The sequence below is a fragment of the Aquisalinus luteolus genome, assembly GCF_009712425.2.
GTDB lineage: Bacteria > Pseudomonadota > Alphaproteobacteria > Caulobacterales > Parvularculaceae > Aquisalinus > Aquisalinus luteolus.
This window is the reverse complement of the sequence record NZ_VCJR02000001.1, coordinates 123,101-139,948: the sequence shown is the minus strand read 5'-3', so window position 1 is coordinate 139,948 and position 16,848 is coordinate 123,101. Positions and strand designations below refer to the sequence as shown.

At 59.3% G+C, this 16,848-nt stretch carries 14 protein-coding genes; 6 read left to right on the top strand and 8 right to left on the bottom strand.

Translation table 11 applies throughout. From position 1 onward, the window contains the following. Both FF098_RS00640 and FF098_RS00635 read right to left on the bottom strand, forming a co-directional pair. Positions 1–1,080 carry a galactose-1-phosphate uridylyltransferase gene (locus FF098_RS00640; protein WP_155135911.1) on the bottom strand — a complete coding sequence of 360 codons (1,080 nt, stop codon included), beginning with the start codon at positions 1,078–1,080 and terminating at the stop codon, positions 1–3. A gap of 503 nt (positions 1,081–1,583) precedes the next feature. Beyond that, a complete protein-coding gene (locus FF098_RS00635; protein ID WP_155135908.1) occupies positions 1,584–2,627 on the bottom strand; it encodes a sodium:calcium antiporter in 1,044 nt (347 codons plus the stop codon). Positions 2,628–2,810: 183 nt separating this feature from the next. Between FF098_RS00635 and FF098_RS00630 the strand changes: the two genes are divergently transcribed. The 3 genes from FF098_RS00630 to FF098_RS00620 all read left to right on the top strand — a co-directional run bounded on the left by FF098_RS00630 (position 2,811) and on the right by FF098_RS00620 (position 6,670). Continuing rightward, positions 2,811–5,267, top strand: coding sequence for a vitamin K epoxide reductase family protein (locus FF098_RS00630; protein ID WP_155135905.1), 2,457 nt, complete (start codon positions 2,811–2,813; stop codon positions 5,265–5,267). Between the two features lie 195 nt (positions 5,268–5,462). Continuing rightward, on the top strand, positions 5,463–6,161 hold the full coding sequence (locus tag FF098_RS00625) for a cytochrome c oxidase assembly protein (RefSeq protein WP_155135902.1): 699 nt from the start codon (positions 5,463–5,465) through the stop codon (positions 6,159–6,161). Then, complete coding sequence (locus tag FF098_RS00620; RefSeq protein ID WP_155135899.1) at positions 6,158–6,670, top strand: CopD family protein; 513 nt, start codon at positions 6,158–6,160, stop codon at positions 6,668–6,670. Before FF098_RS00625 ends, FF098_RS00620 begins: the two co-directional genes overlap by 4 nt. Here the strand turns inward: FF098_RS00620 and FF098_RS00615 are convergent. Next, a complete protein-coding gene (locus FF098_RS00615) occupies positions 6,640–7,155 on the bottom strand; it encodes a DUF2231 domain-containing protein (RefSeq protein WP_155135896.1) in 516 nt (171 codons plus the stop codon). The two genes, FF098_RS00620 and FF098_RS00615, sit on opposite strands and share 31 nt — an antisense overlap. Positions 7,156–7,200: 45 nt before the next feature. Here FF098_RS00615 and coxB point away from each other — a divergent pair, with 45 nt between their 5' ends. From coxB to FF098_RS00600, 3 genes are read left to right on the top strand one after another with little or no spacing between them, the layout of a single operon-like run. Next, positions 7,201–7,842, top strand: coding sequence for a cytochrome c oxidase subunit II (gene coxB / locus FF098_RS00610; RefSeq protein ID WP_205967318.1), 642 nt, complete (start codon positions 7,201–7,203; stop codon positions 7,840–7,842). Continuing rightward, entirely contained in the window at positions 7,839–10,319 is a 2,481-nt protein-coding gene (ctaD, locus tag FF098_RS00605; RefSeq protein ID WP_166426257.1) for a cytochrome c oxidase subunit I, read from the top strand. Before coxB ends, ctaD begins: the two co-directional genes overlap by 4 nt. Further along, positions 10,316–10,639: a hypothetical protein gene (locus FF098_RS00600; protein WP_155135886.1), complete on the top strand. Its 324-nt coding sequence runs from the start codon at positions 10,316–10,318 to the stop codon at positions 10,637–10,639. Before ctaD ends, FF098_RS00600 begins: the two co-directional genes overlap by 4 nt. Before the next feature lie 300 nt (positions 10,640–10,939). On the opposite strand, the gene FF098_RS00595 is transcribed toward FF098_RS00600, so the two are convergent. The 5 genes from FF098_RS00595 to FF098_RS00575 all read right to left on the bottom strand — a co-directional run bounded on the left by FF098_RS00595 (position 10,940) and on the right by FF098_RS00575 (position 16,783). After that, positions 10,940–11,752: a formylglycine-generating enzyme family protein gene (locus FF098_RS00595; protein ID WP_205967317.1), complete on the bottom strand. Its 813-nt coding sequence runs from the start codon at positions 11,750–11,752 to the stop codon at positions 10,940–10,942. A gap of 205 nt (positions 11,753–11,957) precedes the next feature. After that, entirely contained in the window at positions 11,958–13,013 is a 1,056-nt protein-coding gene (gene galK, locus FF098_RS00590; RefSeq protein ID WP_155135880.1) for a galactokinase, read from the bottom strand. A gap of 2 nt (positions 13,014–13,015) precedes the next feature. Then, positions 13,016–14,095: a galactose-1-phosphate uridylyltransferase gene (locus FF098_RS00585; RefSeq protein WP_155135877.1), complete on the bottom strand. Its 1,080-nt coding sequence runs from the start codon at positions 14,093–14,095 to the stop codon at positions 13,016–13,018. Continuing rightward, positions 14,092–15,174 (bottom strand): UDP-glucose 4-epimerase GalE, encoded by a 1,083-nt coding sequence (gene galE, locus FF098_RS00580; RefSeq protein WP_229714494.1) that lies wholly within the window; start codon positions 15,172–15,174, stop codon positions 14,092–14,094. Before galE ends, FF098_RS00585 begins: the two co-directional genes overlap by 4 nt. Positions 15,175–15,211: 37 nt before the next feature. Next, positions 15,212–16,783 carry a sodium/sugar symporter gene (locus FF098_RS00575; RefSeq protein ID WP_155135874.1) on the bottom strand — a complete coding sequence of 524 codons (1,572 nt, stop codon included), beginning with the start codon at positions 16,781–16,783 and terminating at the stop codon, positions 15,212–15,214. Positions 16,784–16,848: the final 65 nt, after the last annotated feature.

Below are 16,848 nucleotides of genomic sequence, written 5' to 3'. Positions count from 1 at the left end.
CTATAGATCCTTCAGGGCTGCTGCCGCTTGTTCCGGCATGATGTCGATGGTGAAAAGGCCTGTCGATTGCTCGACTGAGGCAAGGTACTTCACCTTGTCCGGAGAGCGAAGCAGCGGGTAGAACTGCGCGGTGAACTGGAAAGTCCGCTCCTCCCCGGCCGGTGCCGCATGGAGGGAAAGCATGTAAGGGGTCGGTCGGCCGAAAAGGGCATCATAACGCCTTGTCAAATCACCAAGCAGGTGGGCAAAGGCATCTGCCTGTTCCGCGCGGAACGCCCACGGCCCGGGCACAGCCTCTTCCGCGATGATCCATGTCTCGTATGGAAAGCGGGCAAAGGGTGGCGCGACGGCGCGTAGCCCCCCTTGCCTGGTCACTTCATAGCCTTCGCCCCAGGATTGCATCTCGGCAGAGAGATCGTACCCCTCGCGGAAAGCCGCCGCCATCCTTGTCTGTACAGGTGGCAAAACATCGAACGCATAAATTTGTCCGTGCGGGTGGTGCAGGGTAACGCCCACTTCTTCGCCGCGGCTTTCGAACGGCAGCACGAATTTATGACCTTGGGCAAACAGCGCCTCATACCGGTCGATCCATGCTGCGACGAGCAGACGCCGCCTGTCCTGTCCGATGGTTGCAAGGCTGCCTTCCAGGGCCGGGGTGTAGACAACGACCTCGCACTTGCCACCGGGTCGGTGCAGGGCCATGCCGGGTATGCTCTCAGTCGGGGCGGAAGCATCTGGATGGAAACTGGGAAACTTGTTGTCAAAGATCGCCAGCTCGAAATCCGCAAACGGAATTTCCGTCATCGCGCCACCCGGCTTCGAAGGAGCAAGCGGATCGTTCGCCGCTGATGGCTTGAATGTGCGATTCTGCCGATGCGAGGCATAGACGTTCCATTCCTGACGCAAAGGGTGCCAGCGCAAGGAGCCACCATGGATAGGCTCGCCTCCCTCCTCGGCCAACGGCTCCAGTTCGTGCGCCTCATAGCCGTAGAGCCAAAGCGAGCGGCTGTCCGCCTTGACGAAATGACGGCGGTAAAGCGTGCCGGCCACCGTTTCAAGCTTGCTAATGTCAACTGTCATATAACTGCCTCCCCTCGCTCGGCACTCAGGCCATGACCGTCGGGATTGCGGGACTGCCACGCCCAGTGGTCCCGGCACATATCCTTCAGCGTGCGTGTCGTTTTCCAGCCGAGCAGGTCCGCGGCGAGCCCCGGATCGGCATAGATTTCTGCGACATCGCCGCTGTGTCGTGGCGCAATCCTTAACGGGTGGTATCGCGCAAATAAAGTGGCGGTGGATGGCGACGGAAGCGAACGGGTCTCAGTTCGAATTTCGCTGATAACTCGGAAAATACAGGGAAAAACGCGAAAATGGAGAACAAACCACCCCTATCAGAAGGGTTTTTCACGTATTCTCAGCCCCTTAAGCAAAATTTCCCTGCAAAATCAAACAGGGAAAATCTGGCTGGATTTCAGGGAAGGAACCTTAGCATCACTGAAAAATGACGTTCTACAGTCAGAAGACACAGCGCCTCCAAACCTTCCGCGTTGGTAATGGACTGATCCTTCGGCTTGTGGCTTCGCTTATCCTTCACACCTCATCATGAACAGGAAGGCGAGGCCACCGGCGTAACAGACCAGTACAAGCAGCGAGTCCACCCCCATGCGCCAGACGGTCCGGTCGCGCCGCTCGGCCAGCCCCACGAGGAAGAGGCCGGTCAGCACCACGCCGAGAAGCGCGACAGCTGCGGCGAACACCCCGACCCGGTCCAGAACCGGACCACCCGGCGATACCGCATCGACGCCAAGCAGCAGGGAAATGTTCAGAATGTTCGTGCCAAGAATATCGGATATGGCCATGGTGTACAGATTGCGGCGCATGGCAGCGAAAACGGTGCTGAGCTCCGGCAGCGACGTCGCAATCGCCACGAAAGCAACACCCATGAAAGACGACCCCAGCCCGCTCTGCACCGAGATCGTCTCGCCGGCCCTCGACACGATGAAACCGGCGATGAGGATTGCCAGCGCGCTCGCCACCGTTTTCACGCCAAGCACAACATTGCCGTCATCGGTGCCGGGCATGCTGAGACCGTGAAGTTGTTCATGATCCTCGTCATTCGGGACCCATGGCTCTCGTCCGCGCCCTTCTGCCAGCTTGTAAAAGCTGTAGATCGCGGCCACCAGCAGGCCCCAGGTCCAGGCGCCCGCGAAGAGGACACTCACATCGCCGATCATTACAGCAAAGGCCACGACACTCAGGAGCACGACATTCAGAGCGCCCTGGAGGATCACAACCGGGTCGGGCACGATGGAGGTCAGCGCCCGTTTGCCATAGACGAGGTCGCCGACGGCCAGCACGGCGATCTGCATGGCGATACTGCCCAGCAGATTGTTGACCGCAAGCGGGGCATTGCCCGAGGATGCCGCCGTGAAACTCGTGGCGATTTCCGGTAGTGACGTAACCCCTGCCAGCAAGAACAGACCGATGACCGCCTCTCCCAGCCCGGTCCGCTCCGAGATCGCATCGGCATATTTCGCGATCTTGGTGCCGGCATAGCCGACGATGCCAGCCGCCACTGCGAAAACGGCGATGTTGACGGCGAGACTGAAAGAGGAAAAGCCGGGCATAGCTTACTCCGGTCGGTTGCCCTGACAACGAGACAGTGCGCAGACCGTTCTGGTTCGAAAACCGGGGCAAAACGCAAGAAGGGAGCATCGTCCACGAGGCGAAGGGAGGCATGTCTTCGGAACCCTCTGCGCCACCAGCCCGTTGGCACGGCAAGCGGACCACACTCAACGCGGGGAACCGCCATGCAGCAAAAACAGGATGACAGGCCACTCGTTGTTATCACGGGTGCATCGGGAGCGATAGGAGCGGGGCTGATCGGCATCCTCAAACAGGATTACCTGGTGATCGGTCTCGACCTCGATTGCGGCGATCTCGATATATCCTGTATCGAATTTGACATCACCGATGAGAAATCCGTACACGATGCGTTATCACGCCTGAGCGAAGAGCATGGCACGCACATCGCTGCCGTGATCCACCTCGCGGCCTATTTCGATTTTACCGGAGAGCACAGCCCGCTTTACGACAAGGTGAATGTGCAGGGCACGCGTCACCTGTTGCGGGCACTGCAGGATTTCGATGTCGACCGTTTCTTCTATTCCGGCACGATGCTGGTGCATGAAGCGACGACGCCCGGTCATCGCATAGACGAGCAAGCACCGATTGCGCCGAAATGGGCTTATCCTGAATCGAAAGCGAAGACAGAACAGGCAATCCGCGAGGAACGCGGTACCATCCCTGTCACACTGTTTCACCTCGCGGGTCTCTATGACGAGGAAACCGCCGTTCCGACACTCTCGCATCAGATCGCCCGCATCTATGAGAGCAATCTGAAATCCCATATCTATTCCGGCGAGACCGATTGCGGCCAGTCCATGATCCACCGCGACGACCTGCTCGAGCTGTTCCGTCGCGGGATCGAAAACCGGGATGCGGTGGCAGAGGAAGAGGTCATACTCGCCGGCGAGCCGGAAGGCGTCTCCTACGCGGCGCTACAGGATGAAATCGGCTGCCTCATTCATGGCAAGGAAAAATGGCTGACCCTCGAGGCGCCAAAACCTCTGGCCAAAGCTGGCGCGGCGCTTCAGGCCGCCAGCGAGCCGGTGGTACCCGATGCAATCGACAGGGGCGAAAAACCGTTCATCCGTCCGTTCATGATCGATATGGCCGAGGACCATTACGGTCTCGATATCTCCAAGGCCAAGAATCTCCTTGGCTGGGAGCCGGCGCACGACATCCGCGATGAACTGCCGGCCCTGATCGCGACGCTGAAGGATGATCCGCTCGCCTGGTACGAGGCCAATGGCATCACGCCGCCAGACTGGCTGGAAACCGGGGCAAGACATACGAACGATCCGGAAGACATGCGTGCGCATTATCAGGAGACCTATCTGCGTGAGCATACCGACAATCGCTGGGCCCATCTCATCAATGCGGCCCTTGGCTTGTGGCTCATCGGTTCTCCTGTAAGTCTCGGCTATGAATCGACCCTGATGGCCTGGAGCGATGTCACGGCCGGCGCCGTCATCTTAGTCTTCGGCCTTTTGTCCGCATCTTCGAAACTCGAGCCTGCGCGCTGGGTCGTTGCCGCAGCGGGCTTATGGCTTCTCGCAGCACCACTCCTGTTCTGGGCACCGACTGCAGCGGCCTATCTCAACGGCACGCTTGTCGGCGCGCTGACGATGGGCTTTGCCCTGTGCACCCGCCCGAGCCCCGGGGTCTCCATTCATGCGGCGGAGACAGGCCCCGACATACCCCCTGGCTGGGATTTCTCGCCCTCCACATGGACACAGCGCCTGCCGATCATCATCCTCGCCGTGATCGGTTTCCTGATTTCCCGTCACATGACAGCCTACCAGCTCGGTCATATCGACGGCATCTGGGATCCGTTTTTTGCAGGCGGCCCGGATCCGAAGAACGGGTCGGAGGAAATCACCACTTCCTCTGTGTCCGAGGCATGGCCGGTTCCGGATGCCGGGGTCGGTGCCCTGACCTACATGCTCGAGATCATCACCGGCATCGTGGGGAGCCGGCGGCGTTGGCGCACAATGCCATGGCTGGTTCTGCTGTTCGGCATCATGATCGTGCCGCTCGGCGTGGTTTCCATCAGCTTTATCATCATCCAGCCAATCGTGATCGGAACCTGGTGCACGCTGTGCCTGATCGCCGCTGCGGCGATGCTCCTGCAAATCCCCTATTCGCTCGACGAGCTGGTTGCCACCTGCCAGTTCCTCATCCGCCGCAAGAAACAGGGGCGCCCGCTTCTGCGAATCTTTTTCACGGGCGATACGGATGAAGGAGAAAACGTGGATGCCGATGACTTTCACCGGCATCCGCTGGCAATCTGGAAAGACATGTGGACGGGAGGCGTCGCCTTTACCTGGAACCTGTCGCTTTGCATCCTGATCGGCATCTGGCTGATGTTCACGCGGCTCACTCTCGGCGCGGAAGGCGCAATGGCAGGGGTCGACCATGTCGTAGGTGCACTGGTGGTGACCACGTCTGTCATCGCCTATGCCGAGATGGCCCGTATCCTGCGTTACCTGAATATGGGATTCGGGTTGACCCTGATGATTGCCCCGATGGTTCTGGAAGCAACACCGGTGCAGTGGGTGGCAGCCTTTATCGCAGGCACTGCCCTGATTGTCCTCAGTATACGGCAGGGGCCTGTCAATCATCAGTATGGAGGGATAACTTAGCTGTATTCCGTACCGGTTGATCGCAAGCTGCGCACGGGACAAGTGCCGTCACTTGCAACAACGATGTAAGGGGGAACTTTCTGGCAAGTGTCGCTGTTGTGCAAGGTTGCCGGAGAAGGTTATCTTGTGTGGACCAGGTAATCTGGTCACCCGCGCCTGTCACGCAGTGAACCCCTCAAGGAGGTCACTTCATTTATGGACGGAATCTACTGCGGCGCACCGCCCTTGCCGGGGGAGATATGGACTGAATGGAATTTCGATCCAGTTCTTCTCGTTGCCCTGGCTGCCCTAGGCTTCGTCGTCCGGCATGATCGATGGCAGCTTCTGGCGGTATTCGTTCTGGTGATAGCCTTCGTGTCGCCCCTTTGTGCGCTTTCTTCGGCGCTGTTTTCGGCACGGGTCGTCCATCATGTGCTTCTTGTCGCTGTCGCGGCGCCGCTTTTCGCGCAGGGTTTCCGTACACGGCTGCGGACAGGTCCGGCTTTGCCATTCACCGTTTCGACACTCATCCTCTGGGCCTGGCACATCCCGGCCGCCTATGACCTCGCCCTGTCTTATATCCCCGTTTACTGGCTGATGCAGTTGACGCTGCTCGGCAGTGCCGTCTGGTTCTGGCGATCCGTACTTGGCGATACCGGCTCCCCTGTGGAGAGTGTTCTCTTCATCATCGCCGGCTTTGCGGCGATGGGCATGCTGGGCGCAATTCTCACCTTTGCCCCCGCCCCGCTCTATGCGGCCCATGCCGTCGCGCCCCTGTCATGGGGGCTGACGCCACTGGACGATCAGCGTCTGGGCGGGCTGATCATGTGGGTGCCCGCAGGCATACCCTACGCGATTGCCACCGCCGTGCTGGTACGGCGAAGCTGGGCACGCCTGTCGGTCGGTGCGGCATGATCGAATGGCTTCTGTCGACAGTCCCGCTCCTGAAGGGTGTGCACATCGCCGCCATTTCGATCTGGTGTGCCGGCCTGATTGTCCTGCCCCTCATGCTGACCCGCCATCATCCGGCAGTCTCTTCTGAAGATCATCGCCTGATCCGCAATGCCACGCACCTGACGTATACCCTCTGTGTCACGCCGGCGGCGGTCATCGCGGTCATTGCCGGAGCCTGGCTCATCTTTCTGCGCGAGGCTTACATGCCCTGGTTTTATGCCAAACTGGTCTTTGTCGCGCTGCTCGTGGCCGCGCATGCCCGGGTCGGGCATCTTGTCCACATGATTGCCGAGAAACCGGGACGGCGCTCTGCGCCCTGGCCCTATCTGCCCGTAGCTTCCGTACTCGTGCCCGTCGTGGCAATCCTCTTTCTGGTGCTGGCAAAGCCGACATTCGACTGGATCAGTTTTCCCGAATGGCTGCTGGAGCCACGGGATGGTCAGTTGCTTTTCGACGTCCCGAGCCGATAGTCAAAGACGAGTTTGCCGCCATGCCAGCCCGTAAAAGCCACGACGATGACACACAGGCCCGACAGGAGGATCCCATAAGGCAGAACCGCGGACTCATAACCATAAAGCCGGTGACCCCAATTCGCGCCGAGAAGGGAAATCAGGGTCACGGCGATGATGAAATGCGTCCAGGCCGCCGCGCGCACGCGGATGCCGGATACGAGCAGCAGTTCAGCCGTCCCCGAGAAACCGGCGAGCATGCCGAACAGGAACCCCGTGCCGGCCGCCCACATCGCTGCCCGAGCCCAGAACGGATCGCCCGTCCACCAGTACAGCACATCGGCGCCGAAAATGCAGAAAGTCAGCGCAACGGGAAAGGCGACACTCATCGCGTGGATCGGATGGCCGAGAACGGCGATGCGCGACTCCGTCTCATCGAAGCCGGGAATTTCCTTGATCGGATCGGTCAGGTCTTCGGTTTCTGTTTCACCATCGTCGGACGCCATCTTGTCCCGCTTTCCCGTTCTGTCGTCGCATGCGCAACACTTCTCGTGCTGGTTGGTTGCGACGGCGCGTTGTCCATCGTCGACCCGGCCGGCCCGGCAGCGCGCAGTATCGCCCTGTTGTGGTGGGTGATGCTCGTCGGCGGTGTCCTCATTTTCGGCCTCGTCATGGTGCTCATAGCTCTTTCCTTCCGCAAGCGGGCCGCGTGCGAGGATGACGCCGGATCGGCGCGGCTGTGGATCGTGAAACTCGGGATCGCCTTTCCCGTAACCGTTCTGCTGGCACTGCTCGCCTATGGCCTTGTCATCGGCGAGCAGTTGCTGCCGCGCGAGAGCGGCGAAACCGTGATCGTGCGGGCCGAGGCACGGCAGTGGGCGTGGAACTTCTCCTATGACGACCTGCCGGGACGGACTACACAGGACGTGCTCCATATCCCCGCCGGCCGTCCCGTCGACATATCGATCACCAGCACCGACGTCATTCACAGCTTCTGGGTGCCGCGCCTCGCGGGCAAGCTCGACGCGATCCCCGGACATGTCAACACGCTCAGGATCGAAGCCGACCGGCCGGGCACCTATCAGGGGCTTAGCGCGGAATTCAGCGGCAGCGGTTACGACCGCTTCACCTTCCAGGTGATCGCCCATGACGAAACGGGCTGGCAGGCCTTTCTGACAGGAGAGACGGAGTGAAAGCGCTCGAACGGCACCGGGAATTCAGCCGGATCTGGGCCTCGGCGCCCGGCTTCAAGGGATTGTTCTCGACTGTCAACCATACTGACCTGGGGCGGATGTTTCTCGTCACCGCCTTCTTTTTCTTCATCGTCGGCGGCATTCTGGCGATGCTGATCCGCGCACAGCTCGCGACACCGCACTCGGCCTTTGCGGAGCCGGACCTCTACAACCAGATTTTCACCATGCACGGGACCATCATGATGTTCCTGTTCGCCATCCCCACTTTCGAAGGGCTGGCCGTCTATCTTCTGCCAAAGCTGCTTGGCACCCGTGACCTCGCCTTCCCCCGCCTCACGGCCTATGGCTACTGGTGTTATGTCTTCGGCGGCGGGATGCTGCTGTTCTCGATGCTTTTCGGGATCGCGCCCGACAGCGGCTGGTTCATGTATCCGCCGCTCACCGGCGCCATCTCCTCACCCGGCATCAACACCGATTTCTGGCTGATCGGAATCACTTTCGTCGAAATATCGGCGATTGCCGCCGCCGTCGAGATCACCGTCTCGATCCTGAAATTCCGTGCACCGGGCATGTCGCTCGCAAGAATGCCGATCTTTGCCTGGTATGCGCTTGTCACGGCACTGATGATCCTGACCGGCTTTCCGCCGCTCATTCTCGGGTCGATCCTGCTCGAAGTGGAACGCGCTTTCGGCCTGCCTTTCTTCCAGGCCGAGTTCGGCGGCGACAGCCTGTTATGGCAGCATCTGTTCTGGCTGTTCGGGCACCCGGAGGTGTACATCATATTTCTGCCGGCCGCCGGCGTAATCTCGACGGTATTGCCGGTCATGTGCCGGACTACCTTGCTCGGCTATGGCTGGATCGTCGCAGCAGCGGTAGCGCTCGCCTTCCTGTCTTTCGGCCTGTGGGTCCATCACATGTTCACGACAGGCATCCCGCATATGGGGCTCGCCTTCTTTTCTGCCGCATCGACGCTGGTCGCTGTGCCGACCGGGGTACAGATCTTCGCGTGGATCGGCACGATGTGGAAAGGACGCCCCGACCTGCGCCTTCCGATGCTGCACATTCTCGGTTTCTTCGTCACCTTCGTCATTGGCGGGCTGACCGGCGTCATGGTCGCCGTCGTACCGTTCGACTGGCAGGCCCACGACACGGCCTTCGTGACCGCTCATCTGCATTATGTTCTGTTCGGCGGCTTCGTCTTTCCGATCCTCGCCGGTCTTTATTACTGGTTACCGCATTTCACCGGCAGGCAGCGTTTCTTCTATCTCGGCGAAGCCGCCTTCGCGCTCATCTTCACCGGCTTCCACGTGACGTTCCTCGCCATGCACTGGGTCGGCTTGCTCGGCCAGCGCCGGCGCATCTCGACCTATATGCCGGAGGACGGATGGACTACGATCAACCTGATTTCCTCCATTGGCGGGTTCATCCTCGCGATCGGCATTGCCATGGTCCTCATCGAGGTGATCCTGCATATGCTCACATCGCGCCGCTCCCCGCGCAATCCGTGGAGTGCTGGGACGCTTGAATGGGCGATGATCATTCCCCCAGCGCCCTACAATTTTGCGAGCCTGCCACATGTGACCAGCCGGGAACCGTTCACGGACGATCCTGAATTGGCTGTCCGCCTCGCCAGCGGGGAAGGTTATCTCGGCCGGCCCAATGACCTGCGCGAGACATTGACTGTGGAGATCACCAGCGGAAAGCCCGACTATCACGTCATCTATCCGACGAATACGCATCTGCCAATTATAATGGCGGCGGTGACCGGGACTTTTTTCCTCTCGCTGCTGCTGAAAGCATACTGGTGCATTCCGATTGCCGTGATCGGGGTTGCCGCTCTCGCTTGGCGATGGGTCTGGGTGCTCGGTCGCAAGCAGGATCTGCCCGTGCAGGATATCGGGCATGGCATCGAGCTGCCCAATGCAAGCACGGTCGAGCACTCGCCGGGCTGGTGGGGGTCGCTGTTTCTCCTTGTCGCCAATGCAACATTTTTCGGCTCGCTTCTGTTCGGCTTTGCCTTTCTATGGACTGTCGCCCCGGGCTGGCCGCCACCCGCTTGGTTTGACGCCTCGGCAGTGGAACTGGCGCTTGGGACCACCGGCGCCATGGTGGGCGCGGCGGCAATCCGCCGTGCACGCCGCGCCAATGCTCTCCGCCAACCCCCGCTTGCCTGGCTGGGTCTTTGTTTCGCCGGCACGCTGACGGTCGCGATTGCCGCGGCTGCGATCACCCTGCGAGTGCCGGCACCCGTGGAACACGCCTATGCAGCCACCCTGCTCGTCCTGGGCTCTTATGCCTTATTCCATGCCTCGCTGGGCATGCTGATGGTTGCCTTCCTCGTCAGCCGGACGGCCCTGGGCTTCACCTCGGCGGCCAGAAAAACGGAATTTCCGGTCGTTCAACTGTGGATCGACTATCTCGGCGTCATCGCGATACTGGTCTTTCTCGTCGTGCATCTGACGGGCTGGCTCTCATGACAGACATACTGAGGATCGTCATCGCCCCGCTGGTCTGGCTCGCCGCCTTTACGACCGTTTACGCTTTACACGGACTTGTCTGCGGTCACGCGATCGGCGGCATGCCATTTGGCACAATATCCGTGCCTCGACTGCTGCTGGTTTCGGCCTACGCTCTCGCCATTTGTGCACAGATTATCCTGCTGATCTCGCTTTATGCCCGGCGCTTCGCCACACAATCGGAGTTCGTGCGATTTGTCAGTCGCGCCACCGGATGGACCGCTCTGGTCGCAACCGTATGGACATTGCTGCCGACGGTGACAATGTCTCACTGCCTATAGATCGCAGCAATGGGTGCGGGGAATTCGGGCTGTCGACTGTTGTCGCAGACAAAGCGAGGCATGCGCTTGGTTGGCCCCTTGACCTTAATCCTCGCCTGCCACAATCGCACCCGTCAAAACCTCTTAGCCAGCGCCCGATCGGAATAGCTTCATTCGAAACGCTTAAAACGAAGTTGGTAAGCAAGTCGAGTTTTGAAAAAGTGGCCCAAATCCAAAATATCAGCTCCAAATTCCTGCAATTCTTTACAGGGAATTTAATTCAAGTCTCGGAAGTCCATATAGTAATCTCAAAACTCCCCGTCAGTCATAAACCACACGAAAACCGATGTGCGAAGCGGAAAAGTCGGTTTCCTGATCGTGTCGGGCGGCCGGGCGATAGCGGCGGCAGTAATTCGGCGCGCACAGATAGGACCCGCCCTTTACCGTGCCGACCCGGCCGTCGGCACTGACACTATCAGCCACCCATTCCCAGACATTGCCGGTCATGTCGTACAGGCCGTAACCGTTCGCCGGGAAGCAGCCGACCGGAGCGAGACCGGCGAAACCGTCGCGCTCCGAATTCTGCGCCGGGAAGACCCCCTGCCACGTGTTTGCCTTCGGCGTGCCTTCATGGGGCGCCTCCTCACCCCATTCGTAACGGGCACCTTCGAGGCCGCCGCGCGCAGCATATTCCCACTCCGCCGCTGTCGGCAGGCGGCCACCTGCCCAGTCGGCATAGGCCGCGGCATCTTCATAGGCGAGGTGCACCGCCGGGTGGTCCATCATCATATCAGTGATCGAACTGTCCGGTCCTTCCGGATGGCGCCAGTTCGCACCCTCGACGAAAGACCACCACTGGCCGAAATTCTCCACGAGATCCGGGGTAAAGACAGCTGACCCTGGCACCAGCTGCTCTGCGGGGATGCCTGGATAATCGCCCGGATCTGGCTGGCGCTCGTCGACGGTGACATAGCCGGTCTCGTCAACGAAGGCTGCAAACTGCCGGTTGGTGACTTCGTGCCTGTCAATGCGAAAAACACTGACGGTCGCCTGCCGGGCAGGGCCCTCGTCGGCATAGCCCTCATCCGAGCCCATGGTGAACGTGCCGCCGGTAACGGAAACAGGCTCACTCAATTCTCCTGCCCCGCACGCAGCCTGTTGCGGCGCCTTCGATGCGCCCTCCTCCTGCGAACAGGCAGAGATGAATACCAACCCGGTTAGGGTCATTGCCAGCGATCTTGCCTTGGTAAAATTTTTTTCAGGTTTCACTTTTGAAAATTTAGCTCCCAGAAGGCCTTCAAAAATTTGGTTCAAGAGAAAACACTCATCATGTACGTGGCTATATCAAAGTGATTTGTGGGAAATCGTCGTTCATCAATTGCTGCCATCGCGGGAAAATATTATCAGGTACCAGTGAGACGAAACACCCTCCAAATCCCCCACCGGTCATCCGTGAACCAAGCGCACCGTGCTGACGCGCTCGAAGAACCATTCCATCCAAAACTGGATGGGTAATCTCAAAATCATCTCGCATAGACACATGGCTTTCATCCATGAGGCGTCCGAGAGTATCGACATCGCCCGCACGCATTGCGTCAACTGCTTTAAGAACGCGGATATGCTCCGTACGTTGATGTCGCATCCGCCGATTTATCGGCGTGGCCAAGGCCAGAGCGCGCTCGAAGGTTTCGTCTCCCATGAGACAAGGGTTGGGTTCACCGAGTAGCTTCTTGCCTTCCTCACATTCAGCGCGGCGAATGGCATACCGCCCCTCATCAAGGCGGCGCTGAATGCCAGAGTGACATACGGCGATAGTGTGTCCGTCAGGCAGAGGCACTTGCTCGACCTGCAGCGTCCGCGTGTCGAGAAAGAGCGCGTTACCGGGCTCTCCTAGGGCCACCGCCATTTGGTCCATTATGCCGCAAGGCACGCCGAGAAATTTGTTCTCAATCTGCTGTGCCCACAGCGCGATAGTCTTGTCCGACACGTCAAAGACCGAAAGGTCGCGAGCAGCTTTGAGGCATGCTACCAGGAGCGCGGCAGAGGAGGACAGTCCTGTGCCCGCCGGAATATCGCTCTCAAGCGAAATATCTGCCCCGCCTGAAAAAAGGCCGTTATCGGATAGAAAAGCGAAGACAGCGGCAACATAATCGGACCAGTGACCGTCGCGTGAGAAGCGCGTCGGCCTGTTTTTCGTTTCACCAAAGGTGGAAGAATGGATGCACAGTCGCTCACCCGCATTTAAAGACACAGTCACAGTGATCGATCTGTTAACGAGTGCCGGCAGCACCGCTCCGCCATTATAGTCTGTATGTTCGCCAATGATATTCACCCTGCCCGGTACAGTCTGAACGGTTCGATAGTCTGTGCGCTCTTTTTGTTTTGTCATAACCATGACTAGATATCCTTCAGGGCTGCTGCCGCTTGCTCCGGCATGATGTCGATTGTGAAAAGACCGGTCGATTGCTCGACAGAAGCGAGGTACTTCACCTTGTCAGGCGATCGCAGCAATGGGTAAAACTGTGTCGTAAACTGAAATGTTAGCTCCTCTCCAACGGGTGCTGCCTGCAGAGAGAGCATATACGGGGTCGGTCGGCCGAACAGCGAATCATATCGCCGCGTCATATCGCCGAGCAAATGAGCGAATGCATCAACCTGTTCAGTACTGAATGCCCAAGGACCTGGCACGGCGTCTTCTGCAACTATCCAAGTCTCATAAGGGAAGCGAGCAAATGGCGGCGTTACGACGCGCAGCCCCCCTGCCCGTGTCACTTCATAACGCTCTCCCCACGATACCATCTCGGTCGCTAAATCATATCCTTCCCGGAAGCTCGCCGTCATATTTTGCTGGACCGGAGGCAGGACATCGAAAGCGTAAATCTGTCCATGCGGGTGATGCAGCGTGACGCCGACCTCCTCGCCACGGCTTTCGAATGGCAGCACGAACTTATGCCCCTCGGCAAACAGAGCTTCATATCGGTCGATCCAGGCTGCCACCAGCAGCAGCCGGCGCTCTTGACCAATGGTGGCAAGGCTGCCTTCCTGAGCTGGTGTATAGACGACGACCTCACATTTCCCGCCAGGACGATGCAGAGCCATTCCGGGTATGGTCTCCGCGGGTGCTACCACATCGGGGTGAAAACTGGGAAACTTGTTGTCGAAGATCGCCAGTTCAAAATCCGCAAACGGAATTTCTGTCATTGCGCCGCCCGGCTTCGAGGGAGCTAGCGGATCGTCCGCTGCCGATGGCTTGAAGGTGCGGTTCTGCCGGTGAGAGGCATAGACGTTCCATTCCTGACGCAGGGGGTGCCAGCGCAGCGAGCCGCCATGGATCGGTTCGCCCCCCTCCTCGGCAAGCGGCTCCAGATCGTGCGGCTCATAGCCGTATAGCCAAAGCGATCGGCTGTCCGCCTTGACGAAATGACGCCGATAGAGAGAACCAGCCAAAGTATTGAGGTGAGCTATGTCCGCTGTCATGTGCAGGCCTCCCCGTTTTCGCCAGCCGGGCCATAGCCCTGCGGATTGAGAGACTGCCAAGCCCAGTGGTCCCGGCACATATCGGCAAGGACGCGAGTGGGGTGCCATCCAAGCAGGTCTGAGGCCAGGCTTGCATCGGCATAAATTTCTGCAACATCTCCACTTCGCCGAGGTGCAATCTCGTATGGAATGGAGCAACCGGCCGCCTCTCCAAACGCGTCCACAACCTCAAGGACAGAATTGCCACGCCCTGAGCCAAGATTGATCGCCTGAACAAATCCTTCTTCGCGTGAAAGCGCATGATCGAGGGCCATCCTATGTCCCTCGGCAAGATCCATGACGTGAATATAATCACGCACGCCAGTGCCGTCTCCGGTCGGATAGTCCCCACCAAAGATTTTTAGCAGCTTACGGCGACCGACAGCAACTTGAGCGACAAACGGAAACAGATTGTTGGGAATCCCCAGCGGATCCTCTCCGATACAGCCTGATGGGTGCGCCCCGACAGGATTGAAGTAGCGGAGGTTCACCACCTTCCACGCTCCGTCAGCCCGAGCCTGGTCCGCCAGTATTTGCTCGTTGAACAGTTTGGTCATGCCATAGGGGTTGGTCGGCCCCGTCAGGGCACTTTCTGCCACCGGACTGTCGTTTAGCTCCCCATAAACGGTCGCTGATGATGAAAACACTACAACAGGCGCCTGACAGATCTTCAATATCTCAATCAAATTGAGCGTTGAGTTGATGTTCTGGTCATAATAGCGGGCTGGTTGCTCTACCGATTCGCCAACCGCCTTTAGCCCCGCCAGATGGACGGCACCATCAAGGCCAGTGGCCATTATCTGTGCTGCGATCGCTTCCATACTGTCCCGGTCGCTTAGGTCGGCCCTGATCAAATGCGGCTTGCGTCCTGCGATTTCGCTAATGCGCTCAACCGCAACCGGAGAAGAGTTGGCGAAATTGTCGAGGATGGTAACGTCATAACCCGCCTCTAGCAGGACAACGGCCACGTGACTGCCGATATAGCCCGCGCCCCCCGTCAACAGGATATGTGCTCCGGAAGATTGCTTATCCGCCATCATGACTTCTCCGCATTTGTGTACTGATTTATCCCCACGTCTACCACCAGACGCCATAGAGGATGACTAGCGCGATGACGACGATGACCGCGCCGATATTGAAGCCGAGGCCGGTCTTGAACGAGATGTCGCCGAGGCGGACCACCTTGTCGTCGCCATCCGGCTTCTGCAGGTAGGACACCAGCATGCCGAGGCCAAGGCACAACAGGAAGACAAAGCCGACGCGGTTCATGAACGGCATGTCGGGGAACATCATCGGCCAGGCGAAGGACAGGACGCCCGATGCGATCACGGCGGCAAGGCCGCCGATCTCCGTTGCCCTCTTCCAGAACATGCCGAGGAAGAAGATCGCGCACACGCCCGGCGTCACGAAGCCGGTCCAGTTCTGGATGTTCTGGAACACCTGGCCCGACGCGCCGAGCAGCGGCTGGGCGAGGAACACGGCGATGACGAGCGCGGTGAAAGACGCGATCCGCCCGATCATCACGAGGCGCTTCTCCGGTGCATCTTTCGCCAGCAGCGGCTTGTAGAGGTCCATGGTGAAGATCGTCGAGATCGAGTTCATCATCGAGCCGACGGACGAGACGATCGCCGCGACCAGCGCCGCGAAGATCAGCCCGCGAATGCCGACAGGGGCATAGGTCATCATCGTCGGATAGGCCTGGTCCGGCTTGCCGATATCCGGCGCCAGCATGACGGCGGCAATACCCGGCACGACGACGATGAACGGCACGATCAGCTTCAGGAAGGCAGCGAACAGGACGCCACGCTGGGCTTCCTTGATGTCCTTGGCGCCAAGGGCACGCTGGATGATGTACTGGTTGAAGCCCCAGTAGGACAGGTTCATGATCCACATACCGCCGATCAACACGCCGATACCCGGCAGGTTCTGGAAGTCCTCAGGCCGGGTTTCGCGGTCGATGATCATGTCGAAGCGCTCAGGCAGTTCGGCCATCAGTGTCTGGAAGCCGGCAACGGCACCTGCGTCCCCGCCCAGCTCGCCGAGCACGATCCACGTGATCAGCGCGCCGCCAAAGATCAACAGCACGACCTGGATGATATCGGTCAGGGCAACGGCTTTCAGCCCGCCATAGATGGAGTAAGCCGCCGCGAAGGCGGCAAGCGCCAGCATGCCGTAGAACATCTCGAGCCCGGTCAGCGTGTTAATCGCCGTTGCGCCAAGCCACAAGACGGTGGTCAGGTTCACGACGGTGTAGAGGACCAGCCAGAACACCGACATGACGTATTTGACCGATGAGCCGAACCGGCTCTCCAGGAATTGCGGCATGGTATAGATGCCGCGCTTGAGGAAGATCGGCAGGAAGAACTTGCCCACGATGATCAGCGTGATCGCCGCCATCCATTCATAGGAGGCGATGGCCATGCCGATGGCAAAGCCGGAGCCCGACATGCCGATGATCTGCTCGGCAGAGATATTCGCCGCGATCAGGGAGGCACCGATCGCCCACCAGGGCAGCGCCTTGCCGGCGAGGAAGTAGTCCTCGGTATTCTTCTCGTGGCCCGCCTTCTCGCGGGAGACCAGCGTCGCCATCGCAATCAGCGCCAGCGCATAGCCGGCAACGATCACCAGATCGATGATTTCAAGATACATTTATGCCTCCCTGTCGCACTCAACAGGCATTTATTTTCTGGTTGCCTCAGGAGATGCCGGCACCA